Source organism: Pilimelia columellifera subsp. columellifera (assembly GCF_039532605.1).
In the GTDB taxonomy this organism is placed as follows: Bacteria; Actinomycetota; Actinomycetes; order Mycobacteriales; family Micromonosporaceae; genus Pilimelia; species Pilimelia columellifera.
Genome location: NZ_BAAARY010000003.1, coordinates 93,819 through 114,348, shown reverse-complemented (window position 1 = coordinate 114,348; position 20,530 = coordinate 93,819). Strand labels below are relative to the sequence as shown.

General features: G+C 71.3%; 16 protein-coding genes, 2 tRNA genes and 2 pseudogenes. 7 read left to right on the top strand and 13 right to left on the bottom strand.

Annotation, left to right across the window (positions count from 1 at the left end):
• Nucleotides 1-127: 127 nt before the first annotated feature.
• Nucleotides 128-412, top strand: coding sequence for a DUF427 domain-containing protein (locus ABD287_RS04900; protein WP_344168880.1), 285 nt, complete (start codon nucleotides 128-130; stop codon nucleotides 410-412).
• Nucleotides 413-474: 62 nt separating this feature from the next.
• Here the strand turns inward: ABD287_RS04900 and ABD287_RS04895 are convergent, their stop codons facing one another.
• Complete coding sequence (locus ABD287_RS04895; RefSeq protein WP_344168877.1) at nucleotides 475-714, bottom strand: hypothetical protein; 240 nt, start codon at nucleotides 712-714, stop codon at nucleotides 475-477.
• A 187-nt stretch (nucleotides 715-901) separates the two neighbouring features.
• Between ABD287_RS04895 and ABD287_RS04890 the strand changes: the two genes are divergently transcribed.
• Nucleotides 902-2,878: a DNA/RNA helicase domain-containing protein gene (locus ABD287_RS04890; RefSeq protein ID WP_344168875.1), complete on the top strand. Its 1,977-nt coding sequence runs from the start codon at nucleotides 902-904 to the stop codon at nucleotides 2,876-2,878.
• 4 nt (nucleotides 2,879-2,882) lie between these two features.
• Here the strand turns inward: ABD287_RS04890 and ABD287_RS04885 are convergent, their stop codons facing one another.
• From ABD287_RS04885 to ABD287_RS04860, 6 genes are all read right to left on the bottom strand, one after another.
• Nucleotides 2,883-4,175, bottom strand: coding sequence for an AAA family ATPase (locus ABD287_RS04885; protein WP_344168873.1), 1,293 nt, complete (start codon nucleotides 4,173-4,175; stop codon nucleotides 2,883-2,885).
• Complete coding sequence (locus ABD287_RS04880) at nucleotides 4,172-5,662, bottom strand: hypothetical protein (RefSeq protein ID WP_344168871.1); 1,491 nt, start codon at nucleotides 5,660-5,662, stop codon at nucleotides 4,172-4,174. Before ABD287_RS04880 ends, ABD287_RS04885 begins: the two co-directional genes overlap by 4 nt.
• Nucleotides 5,659-6,765, bottom strand: a complete 1,107-nt coding sequence (locus tag ABD287_RS04875) for a hypothetical protein (RefSeq protein WP_344168870.1) — start codon at nucleotides 6,763-6,765, stop codon at nucleotides 5,659-5,661. The genes ABD287_RS04880 and ABD287_RS04875 overlap by 4 nt, the downstream gene beginning before the upstream one ends.
• A 50-nt stretch (nucleotides 6,766-6,815) precedes the next feature.
• Nucleotides 6,816-7,274 carry a roadblock/LC7 domain-containing protein gene (locus tag ABD287_RS04870; RefSeq protein ID WP_344169323.1) on the bottom strand — a complete coding sequence of 153 codons (459 nt, stop codon included), beginning with the start codon at nucleotides 7,272-7,274 and terminating at the stop codon, nucleotides 6,816-6,818.
• A 5-nt stretch (nucleotides 7,275-7,279) separates the two neighbouring features.
• Entirely contained in the window at nucleotides 7,280-9,844 is a 2,565-nt protein-coding gene (locus tag ABD287_RS04865; protein ID WP_344168867.1) for a sensor histidine kinase, read from the bottom strand.
• 204 nt (nucleotides 9,845-10,048) lie between these two features.
• Nucleotides 10,049-10,852 carry an SDR family oxidoreductase gene (locus ABD287_RS04860; RefSeq protein ID WP_344168864.1) on the bottom strand — a complete coding sequence of 268 codons (804 nt, stop codon included), beginning with the start codon at nucleotides 10,850-10,852 and terminating at the stop codon, nucleotides 10,049-10,051.
• Between the two features lie 123 nt (nucleotides 10,853-10,975).
• Here ABD287_RS04860 and ABD287_RS04855 point away from each other — a divergent pair.
• Nucleotides 10,976-11,686, top strand: a pseudogene (locus ABD287_RS04855) (glycerophosphodiester phosphodiesterase family protein); the annotation flags it as partial.
• A pseudogene (locus tag ABD287_RS04850) lies at nucleotides 11,619-11,909 on the top strand (hypothetical protein); the annotation flags it as partial. The pseudogenes ABD287_RS04855 and ABD287_RS04850, both read left to right, overlap by 68 nt.
• Nucleotides 11,910-12,209: 300 nt before the next feature.
• On the opposite strand, the gene ABD287_RS04845 reads toward ABD287_RS04850, so the two are convergent.
• Nucleotides 12,210-12,283: transfer RNA gene (locus tag ABD287_RS04845), tRNA-Met, on the bottom strand.
• Between the two features lie 131 nt (nucleotides 12,284-12,414).
• On the opposite strand from ABD287_RS04845, the gene ABD287_RS04840 reads away from it, so the two are divergent.
• On the top strand, nucleotides 12,415-12,897 hold the full coding sequence (locus ABD287_RS04840; RefSeq protein WP_344168861.1) for a GNAT family N-acetyltransferase: 483 nt from the start codon (nucleotides 12,415-12,417) through the stop codon (nucleotides 12,895-12,897).
• 59 nt (nucleotides 12,898-12,956) lie between these two features.
• Here the strand turns inward: ABD287_RS04840 and ABD287_RS04835 are convergent.
• The 3 genes from ABD287_RS04835 to ABD287_RS04825 form a co-directional block, all read right to left on the bottom strand.
• Nucleotides 12,957-13,030, bottom strand: a tRNA-Met gene (locus ABD287_RS04835).
• A 140-nt stretch (nucleotides 13,031-13,170) separates the two neighbouring features.
• Nucleotides 13,171-16,137, bottom strand: coding sequence for a UPF0182 family membrane protein (locus ABD287_RS04830; protein WP_344168858.1), 2,967 nt, complete (start codon nucleotides 16,135-16,137; stop codon nucleotides 13,171-13,173).
• Between the two features lie 55 nt (nucleotides 16,138-16,192).
• Complete coding sequence (locus ABD287_RS04825; RefSeq protein ID WP_344168855.1) at nucleotides 16,193-17,215, bottom strand: YlbL family protein; 1,023 nt, start codon at nucleotides 17,213-17,215, stop codon at nucleotides 16,193-16,195.
• 78 nt (nucleotides 17,216-17,293) lie between these two features.
• Here ABD287_RS04825 and ABD287_RS04820 point away from each other — a divergent pair, with 78 nt between their 5' ends.
• On the top strand, nucleotides 17,294-18,631 hold the full coding sequence (locus tag ABD287_RS04820) for a zinc-dependent metalloprotease (RefSeq protein WP_344168852.1): 1,338 nt from the start codon (nucleotides 17,294-17,296) through the stop codon (nucleotides 18,629-18,631).
• A gap of 57 nt (nucleotides 18,632-18,688) precedes the next feature.
• On the opposite strand, the gene ABD287_RS04815 is transcribed toward ABD287_RS04820, so the two are convergent.
• Together ABD287_RS04815 and ABD287_RS04810 are read right to left on the bottom strand one after the other, a co-directional pair.
• Nucleotides 18,689-19,303 carry a hypothetical protein gene (locus ABD287_RS04815; protein WP_344168849.1) on the bottom strand — a complete coding sequence of 205 codons (615 nt, stop codon included), beginning with the start codon at nucleotides 19,301-19,303 and terminating at the stop codon, nucleotides 18,689-18,691.
• A 26-nt stretch (nucleotides 19,304-19,329) separates the two neighbouring features.
• Nucleotides 19,330-19,857: a M48 metallopeptidase family protein gene (locus ABD287_RS04810; RefSeq protein ID WP_344168847.1), complete on the bottom strand. Its 528-nt coding sequence runs from the start codon at nucleotides 19,855-19,857 to the stop codon at nucleotides 19,330-19,332.
• Nucleotides 19,858-20,249: 392 nt separating this feature from the next.
• Between ABD287_RS04810 and ABD287_RS04805 the strand changes: the two genes are divergently transcribed.
• The gene (locus ABD287_RS04805; protein ID WP_344168844.1) at nucleotides 20,250-20,414 is read left to right on the top strand and encodes a DUF5679 domain-containing protein; all 165 of its coding nucleotides are present in this window, start codon (nucleotides 20,250-20,252) and stop codon (nucleotides 20,412-20,414) included.
• The last annotated feature ends 116 nt before the right edge of the window (nucleotides 20,415-20,530 follow it).

The following is a 20,530-nucleotide window of genomic DNA, read 5'->3' as shown; positions in this document are numbered from 1 at the left end:
GTTTTGCGCCGTCGTGTCCGAGTTTGCCGAGGCCACTCGGGCGCCTATATGCCCAGTCTCGGGAAGCAGCCCACAAAAAAGGTTGATAGCGGGCGTTGCCCGGCGATCTGCGCGCTAGCGTGGAGAGATGCCAAAGGCCGTGTGGAACGACGTCGTCATTGCCGAGAGCGATGACATCGTGGTGTTGGAGGGCAACCGCTACTTCCCCCGCGCGTCTCTGCGCGAGGATCTGCTGCGCCCGTCGGAGAAACACACCGTGTGTCTCTGGAAAGGGCGCGCCTCGTACTACTCGCTGGAACTCGACGGCGAGCGCTGCGACGACGCGGCCGTCTACTACCCCGAGCCCAAACCCGACGCCCGCAGCGTCAAGGACCGCGTCTACTTCACCAAAGACGTGAAAATACTCGACTGAACCGGCCCCACCCGACCGTCAACGGCGGGCGACAGCGCCACGGCGCGGTCGTCCGCCCCTTTTCAGCGCATAGCGTCAAGGTGGCTCCGGAAACTCCTGACCAGGCTCTCGATCCGCGACCTGCCCTTGGCCGCCGTACCCAGCGACGGACGGCCGATGATGCCGGACCTGGTGTAGGCGCTCATTCCGTGGACCAAGAGCAGCCGGCGCTCGTCGCTGACGTGGTCGGCGTGCGTCACCGCGCTGAGAGTCCGGTGGCTGACGCTCACATGCCGGGCCAGGCGGCGTGCTCGTCGGAGCACGAGATCGAAGCTGCCGATCGGCAGGACGGCGGTCGGCCAATCGCCGCAACACGCCGCGTAGTCGGAGAGTCGCCATAGGACAACGAGTTGGCTAAGGTCGACGCCATCACAGCGGTCACCGACAGGCTTCCGCACCACGGATACGCCTCCCTCCGCACGTCTTCGTGCTGCCCGGGAGCAAATCCGAATGTCGGCCTTCCGCCGTTCTGCTGCCACACTGTCCCGCCTCGCCAACGAAGGAACGCTCGCCGATCAGATCAGCCATCATCTTCGGGCCAACCGGGTGGGCGTAGGACCGGCAGAACGTCGATCCTGGGAGGCGAGTCTCGGCGTCCTCAGCCAGGACCTGCTTGACGCCGGCCTGGCAGACGTAGAGGTGCTGGTCGAATACTCCCTCCCGCTGACGAGCAAACGGGCGGACGCGGTCCTGGCCGGTACACATCCGGTCACGGGCGGCGACTCGTACATCGTCGTCGAGCTCAAACAGTGGAGTGCTACAACCTCCTTCGACGGCTCCGACGAACTGTTCGCGGTGCCGCAGATGGCAGCGCCGCAGTTGCATCCCGGGATCCAGGTCAGCCGCTACTGTCAGTATCTGACCGACTTCGTGGGAGCCCTGGATCACGACCCTGGCGCGTTATGTGGGGTCGCCTACCTGCACAACGCCGCGGACGACCAGGTCCAGGACCTGCTGCGACTGGCGCAGACCGAGCAGAGCCGCCTGTTCACCAGCCAGCGAAGAGGACGGTTCCTCGACTTCCTCCGTGGCCTGCTGAGCCCGGCGTCGGGCGCCCGCGCGGCAGACCGGCTCCTCGACAGCGCCGTCCGGCCGAGCCGTCAGCTGCTCACCCACGCGTCCCGGGAGCTGACCGACAGGTCGCAGTTCGTTCTCCTGGACGAACAGCAGGTGGCGTACGAGCTGGTGCTCAACGCGGTGCGGCACGCGCGCGCGGCCAACCGGAAGACGGCGGTGGTGATCGAGGGCGGTCCTGGCAGCGGCAAGAGCGTCATCGCGCTGTCCGTCATGGCCGAGCTGGCCCGGCAGGGCCGGACCGTCATCCACGCCACTGGCTCACGGTCGTTCACCGAAACCCTGCGCCGCTACGCCGCGAAGGGCTCCACCCGGACGAAGAACCTGTTCAAGTACTTCAACAGCTTCATGGTCGCCGAGGCCAACGGCATTGACGTCCTCCTCTGTGATGAGGCCCACCGGGTGCGGGAGACGTCCGCGAACAGGTTCACCCGCAGGGAAGTCCGGGAGCGCAGCAGGCCGCAGCTCGACGAGTTGATGACGGCGGCCCATGTGCCCGTGTTCCTCCTCGACGAACACCAGATCGTCCGGCCCGGCGAGACCGGCAGCGCCGAGGCGATCGTGGCGTTCGCCAGGGCGACCGGCCTCGACGTCCAACAGGTACGTTTGGAAGGCCAGTTCCGATGTGGCGGGAGCCTGGAGTACGAGCGGTGGGTGCTGGGTCTGCTCGGGCTCGACGGGGCCGAGCAGTTCGTCTGGACAGGCGACGGGCTGTTCGAGCTGACCACCGCCGAAAGCCCTGTGATCATGGAAATGGAGCTGGCCCAGAGCGTTGAACAGGGATGGTCCGGACGAATCGCCGCCGGATACCGCTGGCCATGGAGCGACCCGTCGCCGGAGGGCAAGATCCCGCCAGACGTGGTGATCGGAGACTGGGCCCGCCCCTGGAACCTCAAGAGCGATCGGGCCGTCGGGGATGCGCCAGGCAGCGCGTTCTGGGCCACGGACCCGCGCGGCTTCGGACAGGTCGGATGCGTCTACACCGCCCAGGGCTTCGAGTACGACTGGTCCGGCGTCATCATCGGCCCGGACCTCGTCGCGCGCGACGGCCAGCTGGTGACGAGGCGGGAGCACTCGAAGGACCCGGCCCTGCGGAGCCGAAAGACGCTTTCGGACGACGACGCCGACCAGCTCATCCGCAACACCTACAAAGTCCTGTTGACGCGGGGGATGCGCGGCACGACCGTCCACAGCACCGATCCGGAGACCCGGGAACACCTCGCGGCGCTCATTCGTCCCGTCGTGGAGCTCGCGCGCCAGTTCGAGCCGCTGGCGCCGGGCGTCTACCGCCAGGCCCCCGGGGAGAGTCGGGCGACGCGGCCAGGCGACGCGTCGATGGCAGACCCGGGCTGACGCGTCAGCTGGTCAGCCGGGCCAGCAGCGCGTGGTGGGCCTCCCAGCCGTCGGGGAAGCGCACCGGTAGGTCCAACGGCACGGACGCCTGTGTCGGGTGGGCGTCGAGCAGCTCGGCGATCCCGGCCCGCGCGACCACCAGGCACGCCTGCCGGTGCCGGCTGGTGAGCACGCACAGCCGCCCGGCTTCCAGGTGGAACGCGGTGGCGTCCCGCCGGCCGGACAGCGGGTGCAGCACGACGGTGACGTCGAACTCGCGGCCCTGCAACCGGTTGGCGGTGTCCACGGCCACCCCGTCGAGCCGTGCGGGCAGCGCGGCCCGCACCGCGGCGGCCTGGTCCCGGTGGGCGACCCCGACGGCGATCCGCCCCGGAGTGACCGGGGCGCCGCCGGGCTCGCGTTCGCAGGAGGCGACGGCCTGCCGGTCCACGAGTCTGGTGACGAGCGCCGCGCAGACAGCGACGGCTTCGGCGTCGGTGCGCGGGGTGTGCCGGGCGGGCAGCTCGTGGTACCCCCAGCCGGTGGCGGCGGCCTGGTCGAGGACCGCGTCGAACGGGTCCGCGGCGCTGACGCCGAGGTGGAGCCGGCGGTCGTCGGGCGCGCTGCCGGCGGCGAACGGGGCGTCCGGGTAGAACGCGGCGGCGACGAGGTCGGCGGCGGACGGCGGCAGTCGCCACGACACCGGGAGCCGGTGCACCGGCAGGTCGGGGTTGTGACGCAGCAGGACGGCGACGGCCGACTGCATCGGGTCCCAGGTGAGCCCGGACCAGCGGCCGGTCTCCACGGTGGAGAACGGGTCGAGCTGGCCGGGGTCGCCGACGAACAGCGCCCGCTCGAACCGGGCGGCGACCCGCAGCAGCGCGTCCGAGCGCATCTGGTACGCCTCGTCGACGATCGCCCACGGCCAGCAGCCTTCGGCGACCGTCGCCCACTTCGCCGCGGTGCCGATGACGACCGGACGTTCCGCGAGGTCGGGGGCCTTCGCGGCGACCATGACGTTGTCGTGCCCGGCGACCCGTGGGGTCGGCCGGTAGTCGGCGGCCGACAGCCGACCGATCGGCAGCGTGGGGTCGGCGGTGGCGAGCCGGTCGACCAGATCGTCCACCTGCTCGTTGGTCTGCGCGACGATCATCACCGGGTCGGCGGCGGCCAGAGTACGGGCGGCGCGCACCACCAGTGTGGACTTGCCGGCGCCCGGGGGCGAATCGACCACCACCCCACGGCTGACGCCCCGGGCGAGGTCGCCTAGCACGGCCCCGATGACGCCCTCGGCCGCTTTGGCTGGCGACGCGTTCACCCCTGGCCTCCCACCGCAAGCGCCCCGGCCGCCGGCTCGGAGGGTGGCGCCGGCGGTCCGCCATGCGTCCAGGGCGTCTGGTCCACCGGCGGGAACGTCGCCGACGGCGCGAAAGCGTCCACCACGGTGGTGTAGACGACCCGCTCCCCCACGGCCGGGACGCTGCCCTCGGGCGCGCTGAGGCCCCGCCCCATCCCCCCGGACAGCTCCAGCAGAATGTCGGCGCCGTCGACGGAGACCACCCGGGCCTTCTGCGCCCGACGGGCCGGCGAGCCCAGCGTCGCCCCGACCGCCGGCGGGATCGGATCATCCGACCGCACCATGATCCGCGGTCGTAGGACCGGCCGCCGCCCGGAGTCGTCCACCCGGTCCGGGGCGGCCAGGGTCACTAACCCGGCGAAAGCCTCGCCGGTCAACCGGTGCTCGGCCATCACCATCGGGTCGTCGTAGGCGCGCTGCCGCTCGAACGCTGCCGCCGCCCGCTCCAGCCGGTGCAGCCGGGCGGCCGCGGCCACCGCGCTGTCGTGCCGGGGTTGCGGGGCGCCGCCGGCGTCCAGGTGGGCGGCGTAGTCGCTGAACGCGTCCCGGTCGTGGGCCCACCGCTCCGACGTGGACGCGGCCTCCGGCAACGCCCGCAGCAGATCCAACGCCTGCCACACCGACTGCCAGGTCGGCTCAAGCTGGGCGCGCAGCACGTCGGCGAGGCGCCGCTCGACGGCCGTGCGGGCCGCGTCCGTCGCCGCCCGGGAGTGGTCGGCGATGAGCGGGGCGAGGACCACGCGGTCGAAGTCGGGGTCGGTGGCCGGCCCGGCCGGCGGGCACACCGACGGGTCCTCGGTCGCGGCGGCGGCGCCCGCGCCGGTGCGGCCCTCCGGAGGGTCTATCCACGCCACCAACGACGCCAGGTGCGCGTCCTCCACCACGCTCTGCCCGGTCGCCCAGTGCGTGCCGAGGGCCTCGGTGAGGGCCACTAGCAGCGACGATCCGGGCAGCTCGGCCCGGTCGGCCAGGAACGTCAGCCAGCAGCCCAGCCGCGGGACCTGCGGCGGCGCGGGGTGCTCGCCGTCGACCCGCCGGAACCGCAGCCAACGTCCTAGTAACCGGACGAACTCCATCCCCGCCGGATTGGGGACCACCAGCTGCGGGGCGTCCAGGTATCGCTGCCGGATCTCCCGCCCCCGGTCCACCGGGATGATCTCGACGTCGCCCCGGCGGGCGTCCAGGTAGGGGAGCACGATGTCGGCCAGCTCGGCGGCGAAGGCGAGCCGCCGGGACCGGTCCCTGGGTTGGGCGACCAGCAGCAACCGCGGGGCGTCCCGGTCCTCGCCGACCAGCGCCGCCAGCGGGGCGTGCGCCTCGCCAGCCAGCGCCAACGGCACGAACACCAGCGGACGCGGGTGCAGGCGCACGTGCCGCACGGTGGCGACCGGCTGGGCGAAGCCCGACGCCGCCGCCTGCGCCCGGGCCAACGCCACGAGCACGCTCACGCCAACGCCTCAGCCCGGAGCCTGGCGGCGTGCCGCAGCAGCCGGGCCGACTCCTGCTCGTGCGGTCCCGGCTTGACCCGCCCCTCGGCCAGCGCCAACGCCGTCGCCACGTCGGCGGCGCCACCGAGGGCCTCCCGCACCGACGCGCCGAGCGCCCCGGTGCTGCCGCGCGCCTCGGTGCGGCAGTGCAGCGCCAGCTCGCACGAGGCCCGGCACTCCGGCACGTACCGCGCGCTGGTGGCGGCCAACGCCCCGGCCAGCTCGCCGGCCGGCCGAGTGGACACGCCGTCGGCGTCCAACGCCAGGTCGAACGACAGCCCTTCCGGCAGCCGATCGAGCAGGTCGGCGATCCTCGTCATCCGGGCCAGTTGCCGGCTGAGCACCGCGACCTGCCGGCGGGTGTCCAGGACGGCCACCGCCGGCTGGTTGCCGAAGTCGCGCGGGCACACCAGCAGCACGTCCGCGCTGACGTCGGCGGCCGGCCGACCCAGCTGCCGGTGCAGCTGCCGGAGCGCCAGCACGTACACGGCGGCCTGCATCGCGGCGGCGGCGACCTTGGCCTGGTCGGCACGGCCGTCGATGATCGGGAAGCTCTTGATCTCGACGACCCGCAGCTGGCCGTCGAGTCGCGCCGCGACGAGGTCCGGCTCCAGGTAGACCGGCTGGCCGGCCACCTCGACACGCAGCATCGGGTGGTCGATGACGGCCACGTCCGCACGCGACAAGGCCTGCCTGGTGCGCTCGTGCCGCTCCTCGTTGCTCAGCTGAGCTGCCTCGGACCGGCCCAGATCAAGCACCGCCGCCGGTCCTTCGGCAAGCCCGAGCCGCTCCCGCACCGCGGCGAGCAACGCCCGGTGCCCGTCGGCCTTGAGCCCGGACTCGAACGTCACGCCCCGGGAGATCGCGAACGGCGACTGACCGAACCGGGCCGGGTGGCCTACTTGCTCAGCCAGCAGGACCTTGTCGACGCCCGCGGCGTCCAGCACCGCCCGCCGGTCGCAACCAGGATTCGCGGTGAGCGCTGCGATGGTGCGGGCGTTGTGCCGGCGAGGCGCGACGGGGCCGCGCAGAGTTCGGAGCCGATCGGCGACGGGACTGGTCACGGCGGCCAGTATCGCCTGCCGGGTCGACTCCTGCCGGGCCGCCACGGCCATCAGCGCTGGACGGCGTCCTTCAACTCGGCGATGAGCGTCGGGCTGAGGCTCCCGCCGGCGCTGGTGGCGAAACGGGTCATCTCATATGCCACGGAGCCCAGATTCGCCGAGCGGTCGGCGATGACGCCGAGCACGCTGCCGGCGCTGATCGCCGTGAGCAGCAGATATCCCTCGGCCATGTCGATGATCACCCGGTTGAGCACCCCGAGCGCGTAGGCGTGGGCCACGCCACCTGCCAGGCTCGTCATACCTGACACGACCGCGGCGAGCCGCTCGGCGTTCGCCCGGTCGCTGACGGCTGACATCGCCATGAGCAGACCGTCAGCCGAGACGGCGACCGTCTCCCGTACCCCGGCGGTCTCCCGGGTGAAGTTGTCCAGCAGCCAGCTGAAGTTGGCCGCCTCCTTGCTCAGCGACGGCCGGCCGGCTGTCTGAGCGCCGCTGACCGACTGGGACATACCACTCACAGGCGTGTTCCTTCCACGGTGGACCGATGACGGACGTCGTCGGCAAGCGCCCGTTCGACGCCGGACTCGAACTGCTCCACCAGATCCCGGACGGCGTCGGCGTCGGCGCGTTGCCGCGGCACCGGCGCCCGGCCACGGACCGAGCTGGACGCCAGGTCACCGCCGCCGGCCGCGAGGGCCGCGCCGGGAACCCGCCGGTCGAGCCGCGGCAACGCGGTCGAGGCCTCAATGACCGGTGGCGGCGCCGCCGGCGTGGCGGGCGCTGTGCCGATGCCGCCCAGCGGCGCGGTGAGCGCGCTGAGTTCGCCCGCCCGCGCCGTCGGGACGTCGGCGTGATCGAAGCGCGGGCCGTGATTCTCCGTGACCAGGGCACGTCCCGCGACGCCGCCCGACGAGGGCAGCTCCGGCGGCGAGGGCATGATCATGAGCGTCGTGTCCTCCCCCGGGTGGGCCCGCGATTCGAGGGTCATCGCGGAGCTTCCGGGAAAGGCTACTTCCTCGGCGCCGACCACGTCCGCCCACGGTGACCGCTGGTGCGGAACGAACGCGCCCCATGACGGAGCGTCATGCATCACCTCACACGCGCGCTCCAGAAGGGCGGCGTCGAAGCGGTCTCCCGCCCGCGTCGGTCTCGGCCCCGACAGCGCGGCGGTGGGCGCGCCGCGACCCGACCGGACCCGGTCGGGGACGCTCACCCGCTCCGGTGTGGCATCCGTGGACAGCAGTCCGCGGGGAATCTCCACATTCACCACGGTGCCGCCGCCGGGGTTGGCGAGCAGAGCGATCCGAAGGCCGTGGCGACGGGCGAGTCGGCCGACGACGAACAGGCCCAGGGCGCCGGTGGGCGCGATGTCGAGACGTTCCCGGTGCCGCAGACGGCCGTTCTCGGTGGCGAGCTGGGTGTCGGACATGCCGATGCCGTGGTCGACGATGCGCGCCACCGCGCCGCGGGCGGTCGAGTCGGCGATCACCGACACCCTGGTGTCCGGCGGCGAGAAGACGGTGGCGTTCTCCATCAGCTCGGCGATGATGAGCACCAGGTCGTTGATGACCGCCGGGATGAGGGCGATGTCGCGCGGGATCTCCAGGTCGATCCGGTGGCCGCTCTCGATCTCGGCCAGCGCCAGCCTCGCCACGTCGACCAGCGCCAGCGGGCTGACCCGCTCGTCCGGGCTGTTCTCTCCGGAGAGCACGACCAGGCTGCTGGCGTTACGGCGGAGCCGGTTCGCGACGTGGTCCAGCTGCGACAGCTCGGCGCGCCGACGCGGGTCGCCCTCCTCGGCCTCAAGCCGCTCGATGAACGCGATCTGCCGGCCGACGAGGTTCTGGGTGCGCCGGCCGACGTGCCCGAACATCTGCGCGACGTTCCGACGCACCAGCACCTGCCGCTGGACCAGGCTCACCGCGGTCCCCCGCACCCGTTCGAACGCCCGGGCCAGGTCGCCGATCTCGTCCATCGCCTCCACGACGACCGGGTCCAAGCGCACGTCACGGCCGGTTTCCATCTCGTCGTCCGCGGCCCGGACCAGTTCATCCTGGGTGAGCCGGGCGATCCGGTCGGCTGACTCGGTGAGCAGGGTCAGCGGCCGGATGACCCGACGGGCGGTCAGCACGCTGAGCGCAGCCACCGCAAGGACCAGCAGCAACGCCGCCCCACCGACGAGGTACGCGGTGGTGAGCTGGTAGTCGCGCTCCCGGTCGACCTCGTCCTCGACATCAGAGATGATCTTCGAGCTGACGGCGCGGTCGCTGCCGCTGTGCGCGAGCAGCGCCGGCAGCAGCAGTCGCAGCGGGAACCCCGCCAGCAGCGGTCTCGGGTCGGAGCCGACGTTGGCGGAGAAGGCCGGGCCGAAGGTCTCCTGAACCCGCTTCTCCTCCTGTTTGTAGAGCACCTGCTGCTCAGAGGTCGCGAAGAGCTTGAAACGGTCCACTGACAGGTCGATGGCGGCCAGAGCGGCGAAGTACAGCGCCACCGCCCGGTCCTCCTTGGTGGCCACGATGAGGAACGCGAACGTCGCGGCGACGCAGATGCCCTCGTCAGAGCGCATCGACGCGTCCAGGGCCACCATCTGCCGCCCCTCGGGCGTCGCGCCGTCCATGCCCTCCTGAAGCCGCAGCGCGTCGATGAGCCGGGCGATGACGTCGCCGTAGGTCAAGACGACCCGATCCGGCTGGAAGTCGTCCCCGCCCGCGGCCGACGTGAGCCCGGCCAGCGCCCGCGTGCCGTCCAATGCCTGCTGGAGACCCGGCGACCGCCGTACCGTCGGAAGCTCACGCAGCCCGGCGACCCGGGTGGTGGTCAACTGCACCTGTTCCCGCAGCTGGGCGGGTTTGGCCACCCGGAACACCACGCCGAACAGCAGCAGCCGCTCCTGTTGGAGCCCCTGAATCAACTGCCCGACCTGCCGGGCCAACTGGGCCCGTTCCGCGGTGGCCGCCGCCCGATCGGCCTGTCTGACCCGATCGGCCACCACCGGAATGGCCAGACTGACCGCCGCCAGCAGCGGAAACACCACCAGCAACGCGATCTTGCCGCGAATGCGGAGCCTACTGAGAAGCAACGCCGAACGCTCCTGCCACGCATCGTCGCAGGCCGGACGCCCGTCCACACCGGTACCGCCGGTCGTGGAGCCGACGCTGTGGCCTGCAGGAAACTGTCGCCGACCTCGCCGGCGAGATGAAGTTACCGGAGCGCGCTCGGGCTGACCAGCCGCGGAGTTCCACAGGTCGCAACAAACCGGTCACATGGGAGACACCTGGCCGACCTACACGGCCAGGAACTCACCCGCCCCACGCAACGGAGTCCGGATGATATTGGACGCCAGATCCAACCGTAGCCGCACATCGGCGGGCCGCGGCTCGGCCGACTCCGCCAGCGTCGCCGACGGCAGGGCCCCGGCATCGAGGCCGTCCCGGCGGGCGACGAGAACGCCGAGATCGTACCGACTGATCGCCTCCGGGCCGGCGACGTTGACGACCCCGTGGTGATCGCCGGCTGCCAGCTCTACCAGCGCGGCGGCGACGTCACCGACGTGCGCTGGGCAGCGGATCTGGTCGGTGTACAGGGCACCCGCCAGCCTGCCGGTGATGAGGTCATGGGTGAGGCGCTCATGCTGCCCGTTGCCGTCCCCGAGCAGCAGCGACGTCCGCACGATGACCGCCTCCGGCAGCACCGCCCTGACGGCGGTCTCAGCGGCCGCCTTCGCCGCCCCGTACCGGTTGACCGGGTCCGGCAGCGCCGACTCGGCGTACTCGACGTCCCGCCCGGAGAAGACCGCGTCGCTGGAGACATGCGCGAGCCGGCATCCGACCGCGGCGACGGCGACGTTCGCCGCCCCGTCCGCCGTGGTGGCCCAGTCCTGACGTTCCCGCCCGACGGCCGTGTGCACGACCGCGTCAGGACGCAGGCGCCTCAGCAGCGCCAACACGGCGCCCCGGTCCCGGATGTCGACCCGCTCGCCACCTGACCTGGCGCTGGACACAACCTGCCACCCGGCGGCCATCGCCCGGCTGACCACATGGCCGCCGAGGTACCCGGTCGCGCCGGTGACCAGCATCCGTCCGCTCATGACCGGCCACCATACCCACAGCGCGTCCCGCGGACTGCCCGCCCGTACCCCGGAATTCGTGTGCCGGTTCGCTGACGGCGATGTGGGCGTGGCCGGGCTGGGCTGCACTCTGCGTCGGGCACCATGCGGCGACGAGAGGTTCGGTGGACGCGGATGACGGATCGACGGACGGTGCTTGCGATGGGGATGGGCGCTGCGGTCACGGCGACAACGCCGGCGGGGGCGTCCGCCGCCCGACAGACTGCGGCCACCGCCGCATCGCCGGAGGCGGTCGCCGCGCGCGGGCCGTTGGTGATCGGACACCGGGGCGCCAGCGGCTACCGGACCGAGCACACCCTGGCCTCGTACGAGCTGGCTGCCCGGATGGGCGCGGACTTCATCGAGCCTGACCTGGTCATCACCGCCGACCGGGTCCTGGTGGCCCGGCACGAGCCGGAGATCTCCGGCACCACCGACGTGGCCACGCGCCCGGAGTTCGACAGCCGGCGCAAGACCGTGTCCCTGGACGGGGCGACGGTGACGGGCTGGTTCGTCGAGGACTTCGCCCTCGCCGAGCTGAAGACGCTGCGGGCGGTCGAGCGGCTGCCCGAGGTGCGGCAACGCAACACGCTCTACGACGGACGGTTCACCGTCCCCACCTTCGCCGAGATCCTCCACCTACGCGCCCGACTCAGCCGTGAGCTGGGACGCCAGATCGGCGTCTACCCGGAGACCAAGCACCCGACGTACTTCAAGCGGCTGGGTCTGTCACTGGAGGAACGCCTCGTTGACGACCTGCGCGCCAACGGCCTGGACCGGCGGCAGGCGCCGGTGTTCGTGCAGTCGTTCGAGGCGGCGAACCTGCGGCGGCTGCGCCACGACCTGGGCCTACGCGCCCGCACGGTGTTCCTCACCGCCGCCTCCGGCGGCCCATTCGCCGACCCCAGCGACGCGGCTGGTCGCCGACGCCCACCGCGCCGGACTGCTGGTCCACCCGTACACGTTCCGGGCCGAGAACCAGTTCCTGCCCGCCGCCCTGCGGGTCGGCGCCGACCCGTCCGCCTACGGCAAGGCCATCGACGAGCAGCTCATGTTCCTGCGCGCCGCAGTTGACGGGCTGTTCACCGACAACCCCGACGTCGCCGTCCTGGCCCGCCGACTCTTCGAGGAGCCGCGATGACCACCGCGTGGACCCGCCGCGGCCTGCTCACCGGCAACCTCGCGACTGAACCGTCCTGGATTTGATGCGCGCCTCTTTGCTTGGGAAGGCGCATGTCGTGCTGAGCAAGTACGACGGAGCCGGAACATCAGACCAAACGATTCGCAACGGACACGAAGGCACCCGCCCAGATGATCTCTGGACGGGTGCCTTCTTCTGTAGCGGGGACAGGATTTGAACCTGCGACCTCTGGGTTATGAGCCCAGCGAGCTACCGAGCTGCTCCACCCCGCGTCGGTAAGACCAGCCTATGGCACCGCCAACTCGCGGCCATCACCAGGGCGCCCCCACGCTGTCGGATGGACACCGGGCGACAACCAGGCAACACCGTTGTCCCCCGCCGCCCACACCAGCAGACTGCCGGCATGAGCAGCCCACACCCCGACCACCTGGTCCGACGCGCCACGCCGGCAGACGCGCTGACGGCGGCGCGTCTGCTGGACGCGTTCAACCGTGAATTCGACACCGCGACCCCGGGCGTCGAGGTTCTCGCCGGCAGACTGCGCTCCCTGCTCGCTGGGCAGGACCTGGTGGTCCTGCTCGGCGGCGAGCCAGCCATCGGGGTGGCGGTCGTCTCGTTCCGCCGCAATGTCTGGTACGAGGGCCCCGTCGCCCTTCTTGACGAGCTGTACGTACGCCCGGACCTGCGCGGACGCCGCTACGGCCACGCCATGCTGACCGCCACGTGCGCGTTGGCCACCGACCGCGGCGCCGAAACCCTGGAGATCAACGTTGACGGGGAGGACACCGACGCCCGCCGGTTCTACGAGGCGCACGGCTTCCGCAACACCGAGCCGGACGCCAGCGAGCCGATGTACTACTACTACCGGGATCTGACTCCCGGGTGAAGCCCCCCGGAAACGACGAAAGGCCGCCCAGACAATCGCTGGACGACCATTCGTGCTAGTAGCGGGGACAGGATTTGAACCTGCGACCTCTGGGTTATGAGCCCAGCGAGCTACCGAGCTGCTCCACCCCGCGTCGGCCCGGTAAGACTAGCGCACCCCACCCCGAACCCGCAAAACCACCCACTCCCCCCACCCTCAGGCCCGTTGACCATGACCTCCGCGCGTGAATCAACTCCGATTCATCCGCAGAAGTCATGGTCAACCAGGGCCTGGTCAGCCGCCGGTGGTCGGGGCGGGGCGGGGGGCGGCTTGGGCGGCTTTGTAGCGGGCCATGGCGGCGTCCAGGGCAGCCAGGGCGCGGCCGTAGCGGACGAAGTCGCCGGAGGCCTGGGCTGCCTTGACCTCGGCGATCGCCCGGTCCAGCTCGGCCACCGCCGTGGCCACGTCGCCGGTCGGCGCCGACGGGGCCGGCGTCGTCGGCCCTGACGGCGGCGCGGGGGTATCCGGCCCTGCGGACGGCGGTGGGGCCTGCCCCTTGCCGAGCGCGATGAGGTTCTGGATTCCCTGCTCCAGGGTGGGCGCCAGGGTGACGTACTTACCGCCGTCACCGTAGCTGAGCAGCACGCTCTGTAGCAGCGGGTACGCCTGCCGGTTGCTGGTGCTTTTGACATACACCGGCTCGACGTACAGCAGGCCGTTGTCGATCGGCAGGGCCAGCAGGTTGCCGTACTCGACCACCGCCTTGTTGTCGGCGGTGAGCTGGCTGAGCTGCCGTCTGATCTCCGGCGGGCTGATCATCTGTTGGTGGATCTGGATCGGGCCGGCGACCACCGACTCCGACGGCAGCTCGAACGTCTCCAGCACCGGCTTGCCGGCCTCGTCGTAGGAGCCGGAGATCAGCGCGGCCAGGTTCTGCCGGTTCGTCGGGCTGACCGCCGACGTCAGCTGGAAGCGGGCGCCTTTCTGCCCGGGGAGCTGGGTCAGCAGGTAGTACGGCGGCTGCTTGAGGTTGGAGTCGGGGTTGTCCGGCGCGTTGGGCACCTGCCACATGTCCGACTCGCGGAAGAACCGGATCGGGTCGGTGACGTGGAACCGGCTGATGAGGTTCCGTTGCACCTTGAACAGGTCCGCCGGGTACCGCAGATGCGCCATGAGCGCCGGTGGGATCTCCGAACGCGGCTTGATCAGTTTGCCGCCGAAGGCCGCGTTCCACGCCTTGAGCACCGGGTCGGTCTCGTCGAACTGGTACAGGGTGACGGTCCCGTCGTAGGCGTCCACAGTCGCCTTGACGGAGTTGCGGATGTAGTTGACGTTCTGCCGCTTCAGGGCCAGGGTGCTTCCCCGGCCGGTCAGCTCGTCGCGGGTGGCGGCCTCGAGGTCGACGACCTGGGCGTACGGGTAGGTCGCCGCGGTGGTGTAACCGTCGACGATCCACTGGATCCGGCCGTCGATGACCGCCGGGTACGGGTCCCCGTCGAGGGTGAGGAACGGCGCCACCTTCTGCACCCGCTCACGCGGCTCACGCACGTACAGCAACTTGGAGTTGTCGTTGACCGCGTTGGAGAGCAGGAAGTTACCCTCGCCGAGCGCGATCGAGTACAGCAGGCGCCGGCTCAGCGAGCCGACCTCGATGCCGCCGACGCCGGTGTAGGTGTAGTTGACCTGGTCGTCCTGGCCGGGCTGCTGTTCCCGCGAACTCAACGGCCGGTCGAACTCGACCTTGCGGTCGGGGTCGGTCTGACCCACGATCGCGTACGGCGGTAGCTGCTCGCCGTAGTAGACCCGCGGCTGGGCCACCTTGATCTGGTCGGTCTTCTCGGCGCACGGGTTGTCGGCCGCGGTGGTCTGCTCGCTGAGGAAGCCGGAGACGAAGAACGGCAGCCCGTTGCAGACCCGGTTGGCCGGCGCGGCGACCAGCCCGTACCCGTGGGTGTAGACGGTGTGCCGGTTCTGCCACTGCCGCTGTGCCCCGGTGAGCTGCTCGTCGGACACCTCGCGGACGCCGACGACGTAGTCCTGGGTCTGGCCGTTGATCGTGTACCGGTCGATGTCGAGTTTGGGGCCGAAGTCGTAGACGTTACGCACCTGCTGCAACGCGGTGTACGTCTCGGAGACCAGCTCCGGATCGAGCAGGCGGGCGTTCGGCACGACCGCCCGATCGGTGCCGAGCGTCGCCCGGGGAACCTGGTTGGTGGCGCTGTAGCGGGTGGAGGTGGCGGCGCCGAGCCCGTACGCGGCCCGGGTCGCCTCGATGCTGCGGCCGATGAACTCCGCTTCCTTGTTCTGCACGCTCGGTTTGACGGTAAAGAACTGCACCGCCGCCGGGTACACCCCGCCGATCGCCACCGCCGAGACGCCGAGCAGGGCCAGCGCCATACCGGGCCAGACGAGATTGCGGGCGCCCGCGAAGGAGAAAACAATGATCGCGATCGCGACGACGATCGAGATGTAGGCCAGGATCTCCTTGGCCGGCAGCAGCGCGTTGATGTCGGTGTACCCGGCGCCGAACAGGTTGGTGCCCTCGTTGTAGCCGAGCAGGAGACCGCGGCGGTCCAGGAAGTACGCGGCGGCCTTGCCCAACACGAACAGCGCCACCAGCGTCGCCAGGTGGGTACGGGCGGCGGAGGTCATCCGGTCGCCGATGCCCTGGAGCCGGACGCCCCCGTACAGGTAGTGCACCGCCAGGGCGCCCAGCAGGGACAACACGAGCGCGGTGAAGAGCAGACCGAGCAGGTACCGCCAGAAGGGATAGGCGAAGACGTAGAACCCGACGTCGACCCCGAACTCGGGGTCCTTGACGCCGAAGGGCTGACGGTTGCGGAACAGCAGCCACTGGGGCCAGTGCGCCTGCGCTGACATACCGGCGAACAGGCCGACCGCCACGGCCAGCCCGCCGATCCACTGACGCACCCGGGGCGTCATGATCATCCGGTACCGCTCGAGGGTCGCCTGTTCCTCCGAGTGCGGCCGCAGCAGGGGCCTCAGCCGGAACGCCAGGTAGAGGTTTCCGCCGACGACCAGCGCCATCGCGGCCCCGACGGCCAGGAACAGCGCGACCCGGGTGGAGAGGACCTGGCCGAAGACGCCGGTGAACCGGACCTCGTCGAACCACAACCAGTCCGTGTACGCCCGCACCGCCCAGCTGATCAGCGAAAAGATCAGGAAGCCGGCGGTACCGACGATGAACGTCGCACGACCCCGACGACTGACCCGGGGCAGCGGATTTCTTGGCGTGACCACCCGTCCACCCTACGGCGTGTCGGTCGGCGGCCGCCCGCCCGCACCCCGACGGCGGTCAACAGCCGGCGACGTCACGGCCTTCCCGGATCGCCGCGAGCGCCGCCAGCGCGTCATCGATGGTGGCCACCCGGGCGACGGTCAGACCAGGGACGGGGCTGGCCTTGGCCTCGGCGCAGTTGTCAGCCGGCGCCAGGAAGTAGCGGGCGCCGGCGGCGCGGGCCCCGACGAGTTTCTGGGGGATGCCGCCGATCGGGCCGACGTTGCCGCCGTCGTCGATGGTGCCCGTCCCGGCGATCGACTTGCCGCCGGTGAGGTCCTCGGGCCGGAGCTTGTCGATGATGCCGAGGGCGAACATGAGCCCGGCGCTGGGCCCGCCGATGTCCTCGGCGACCTTGATGGTGATCGTGAACGGCTTTGGCTGCCGCTGGCTCACCTCGACGCCGATGCGCGGTGTCTTGTCCTTGCCGTCGGCGCGGCTGGTGATGGTGGCGGTGGCTTCCTTGCCGTCCCGACGGTATCGGACGGCGAACGCGGCGCCGGCGGGCTTGTCCTGGACCGCGGCGATCAGCTGGCCCTTGTGTTCGATCGGCGTGCCGTCGATGGCGATGATGACGTCGTCGTTCCGGAGGGCTGACGCGGCCGGACTGTCCGCGACGACGTTGGCGACCACGGTCTGGGCCGGGTAGCCCAACTCCCGCAGCGCGACCGTCTCGGCGCTGGTCTGCGACTCCTTGAAGTCCTCGGCGTTCTGCTGGTCGACCTCCTTCTCGTCTCGACCGGCCGGATAGATCATTTCCCGGGGGACGACCGCCCGCGACCGGTCGAACCAGGCCCCGATGGCTGCGATGAGGTCGGTGCGGGCCTGCACGCCGACTGTCGTCAGCCGTAGCTGGCCGGCCGACTCGGACGTCGGGGCGCCGGTGACGGCGATGATGGGTTTGCCATCGTCGCCGCCGACGGTGTCCACCGTGGGTCCGGCGCCCAGGATCACGTACGGCACCGGCGCCGACAGGATGCCGGCGAGCAGGATGCCCACGAGTACCGCGCCCAGCAGAACGGTGACGCCGCGACGTTTCATGTCGTCGAGCCTATCCGCTCGATCCGGTGGTTCCGGAGCGCTGGTCGACCAGGTGCGGAGGCGGCGTACGGTGGAACGGTGACCGACTTTCCCTTCGGCTTCTCCCTTCCCGGCAGCGGAAACAATCCTGGCGGCAACCCGGGCGGTGATCCTGGCGACGCGGCGCAGCTGCACCAACTCCTCGGCCACCTCCAGCAGATGCTCGTGAGCCCCGGCGGCGGTCCGGTGAACTGGGACCTGGCCCGGCAGGTCGCGGCGGGCTCGCTCAACGCCCAGGGAGACCCAGCGGTGACTCCGGCGGACCGGCACGCCGTCGAGGAGGCGATCCGGCTCGCCGACCTGTGGCTGGAACCGGTCAGCGTGCTGCCATCCGGGGTGCGCGCCGCGGTGGCCTGGAACCGCAACGAGTGGGTCTACCGGACGCTCGACGTCTGGAAGAGGCTGTGTGATCCGTTGGCCGCGCGGATGGTCGGCGCCATGGGCGACCTGGTGCCGCCGGAGGCGCGGGCGCAGCTCGGCCCGGTGCAGGCGATGATGAGCGGCCTCGGCGGCGCGATGTTCGGTGGTCAGCTCGGCCAGGCGCTGGGGACGCTGGCGACCGAGGTGCTGTCTGCCAGCGACATCGGCCTGCCTCTGGGGCCGGCGGGCGAGGCCGCGCTGCTGCCGGTGAATATCACGGCGTACGGCGAGGGCCTGGAGTTGCCCGCCGACGAGGTCCGGATCTTTGCCGCCCTGCGGGAGGCGGCGCACCAGCGGCTCTTCGAGCATGTGCCCTGGCTGCGTGGGCATGTCGTCGCGGCTGTCGAGAGCTACGCCGCGGGCATCCGGGTGAACCGCGAGGCGATCGAGGAGGCGATGGGCCGGTTCAACCCGGCCGACCCGTCCGCGATGGAGGCGCTGCAACTCACCGGCGTCTTCACTCCGGAGGAGACGCCGCAGCAGCAGGCGGCCCTGATCCGCCTTGAGACCGCGCTGGCGCTCGTCGAGGGCTGGGTATCGCATGTGGTCGACACGGCGGCGACCGGCCGCCTGACGCAGGTCGACCGGCTCAATGAGGCGTTCCGGCGGCGCCGGGCCACCGGCGGTCCGGCGGAGCAGACCTTCGCCGCGCTGGTCGGGCTGGACCTTCGTCCGCGCCGGCTCCGGGAGGCGGCCGCGCTGTGGGCGGCCCTGACCGAGCAGCGCGGTGTCGCCGGCCGGGACGCGATCTGGGGTCACCCGGATCTGCTGCCCTCGGCTGACGACTTCGCCGACCCGGTCGGGTTCGCCAGCGCCGCCACCGACAGCCTCGACATCAGCGGCCTTGAGGCGCAGTTCGCCGCCGGGACGCGCGACGGGGCCGCCCCCGCCGCTGACACCGACGAGCCCACCAGCGGGCCTCGGGACGATCGGGACGACCCGCCCGGCGCCCGCTGAGCCGACGCGGGCCGGAACCGACGGCTGGCCGTGGTGACCCGGGCCGGGAGCGGGCGGTCAGCGGCGTGACGACTCCAACAGTTTCCGGGTGGCGTCCCAGCCTTCCAGCGCCGGGTCGAGGGCGGAGAGGTCGGCTGGGCCGCGGAGCCGCCGCCAGGCCGGCGTTGTCACCACGTCCCCGGGGCTCGGCGCGCTGGCGCGTATCCGCGCCACACTCGTGTGGTCGAGGTCGAGGTCGAGGTCGGCGTCAGGCAGCCACGGCGGAGGCGGCAGCACGCACGCCAGACCGGCGAGACCGACGCCGTCGGGGGTCGGCATGACCGCGACAGGACGGCTGGTGAGCGGCCGCAGCAGCTTGCCGACCAGCAGCCCGGGCAGGCTCGGGACGTCCGGAGCGAGCACCGCCACGGCCTGGTAGCCGGCGGCGCCGGCCGCCCGCAGGGCGTGGCCGACCGTCGCGGTGCGGATCTGGATCGCGGTCTGCGGCCAGGCGACGGCCGCCGCCAGAGCGTGGTCGGCCGGGGCGCCGACGATCGCCGAGTCGACCTGGCTGAGTCCGGCGAGGAGATCGACGATGTCCTCGGCCATGGCCAGCCGCCAGGCGGCGGGGGCTACTCCGGGCGGCGTCCAGCGGACCGGGCTCAGCAGCGCTGTGACGAGGTGGGTGGGCACGGCCGCAACCCTAGACCCGGGCCGGCTCAGTCCACGACGAACCCGGTCGCCGCCGAGATGCCCTCCAGGTAGCCGCGGGCGCGTTCGGCGCGCGGGTACCGTCCCACGAGTTCCCAGAACCGGGAGTTGTGGCTCGGCACCACCAGGTGCGCCAGCTCGTGCAGCAGGACGTAGTCAACGACCCAGTCGGGCATCTCCTGGATCCGGTGCGAGATGCGGATGGTGCGGTCTGCCGGGGTGCAGGAGCCCCACCTGCCGTTCTGGTTCCGTACCCAGCGGATGCTGACCGGCACAGCGGTGTCGGTGTGCTCGTGCAGGTACTGGCTGGTGAGCCTGCGGGCTCGGGCGGCGAGCTCGGCGTCGTCACGGCGGGCGCGCTTCTCACGGGCGGCCAGCCGGGCGAGCATGCGGTCGACCCACTCGGACTCCTCCGCGCGGGAGAACTTGTCCGGGATGAGCACCACGACGGTCTCGCCGTCGCGGTAGGCGGACACTGTTCGACGCCGGCGCTGACTGCGCCGGACTTCGACCACCGGCTTGCGGGCCCCGCTCATCGGCGGTCCGCGTGGCCCCGAACGACCCTCACGCAGGCAAGCTAACGGGTGGTGGCCAGTAACCCGCAAGGCTCGACACGCCGGAGCCGCGGAGGAAAGGGCGCTCTCGCGCCTGCCGTCCGAATTTTTCTCCGTTTGGGTCATGCTGGCCCACCTTTCCGTCGACGCCACGGCGTGTCCCGACGAAGTTCGCATATGTGGACGATAAGGACAGGCACACTCATCGTGCCGAGCTGCCAGCCGGCAGTGGACATGAAATCGCGCCAGGCTGGGTACAGGTCGGCGCGGGACGGCGGTCGTGCACCGCGATCGCACCAGCCGCCGCGCGACATCGCCGCATCCGCGCCACCGGCGCCGCGACGACCGGGCGGCGACAACACGAGGAGGACACCGTGGCCCAGACCTATGAGGGTTACTGCGTCAAGTGCAAGGAGAAGCGCACCTTCGAGGGCAACGTCGAGGTGTCCAAGACCGGCATGGAGATGGCCAAGGGCAAGTGCCCGACCTGTGGCACCACCGTGAACCGGATTTTGGGCAAGGCCAAGGCGAAGGCCTGACCCGCACGCGTCGGATCCCCGGCGGGGTCGACAGCCCCGCCGGGACCGACGACCTCCCCGCTCACCAGGCCAGGCCTGAAAGCATGAACGGCCGTACCGCGTGAACTCACCCGTCG

Excerpts from the sequence above, each read along its gene's own strand:
- ABD287_RS04840 (WP_344168861.1), top strand. The coding sequence starts at position 12,415 with ATGAGCAGCCCACACCCCGACCACCTGGTCCGACGCGCCACGCCGGCA.
- ABD287_RS04860 (WP_344168864.1), bottom strand. The coding sequence starts at position 10,852 with ATGAGCGGACGGATGCTGGTCACCGGCGCGACCGGGTACCTCGGCGGC.
- ABD287_RS04900 (WP_344168880.1), top strand. The coding sequence starts at position 128 with ATGCCAAAGGCCGTGTGGAACGACGTCGTCATTGCCGAGAGCGATGAC.
- ABD287_RS04890 (WP_344168875.1), top strand. The coding sequence starts at position 902 with ATGTCGGCCTTCCGCCGTTCTGCTGCCACACTGTCCCGCCTCGCCAAC.
- ABD287_RS04810 (WP_344168847.1), bottom strand. The coding sequence starts at position 19,857 with ATGAGCGGGGCCCGCAAGCCGGTGGTCGAAGTCCGGCGCAGTCAGCGC.
- ABD287_RS04870 (WP_344169323.1), bottom strand. The coding sequence starts at position 7,274 with ATGTCCCAGTCGGTCAGCGGCGCTCAGACAGCCGGCCGGCCGTCGCTG.
- ABD287_RS04825 (WP_344168855.1), bottom strand. The coding sequence starts at position 17,215 with ATGAAACGTCGCGGCGTCACCGTTCTGCTGGGCGCGGTACTCGTGGGC.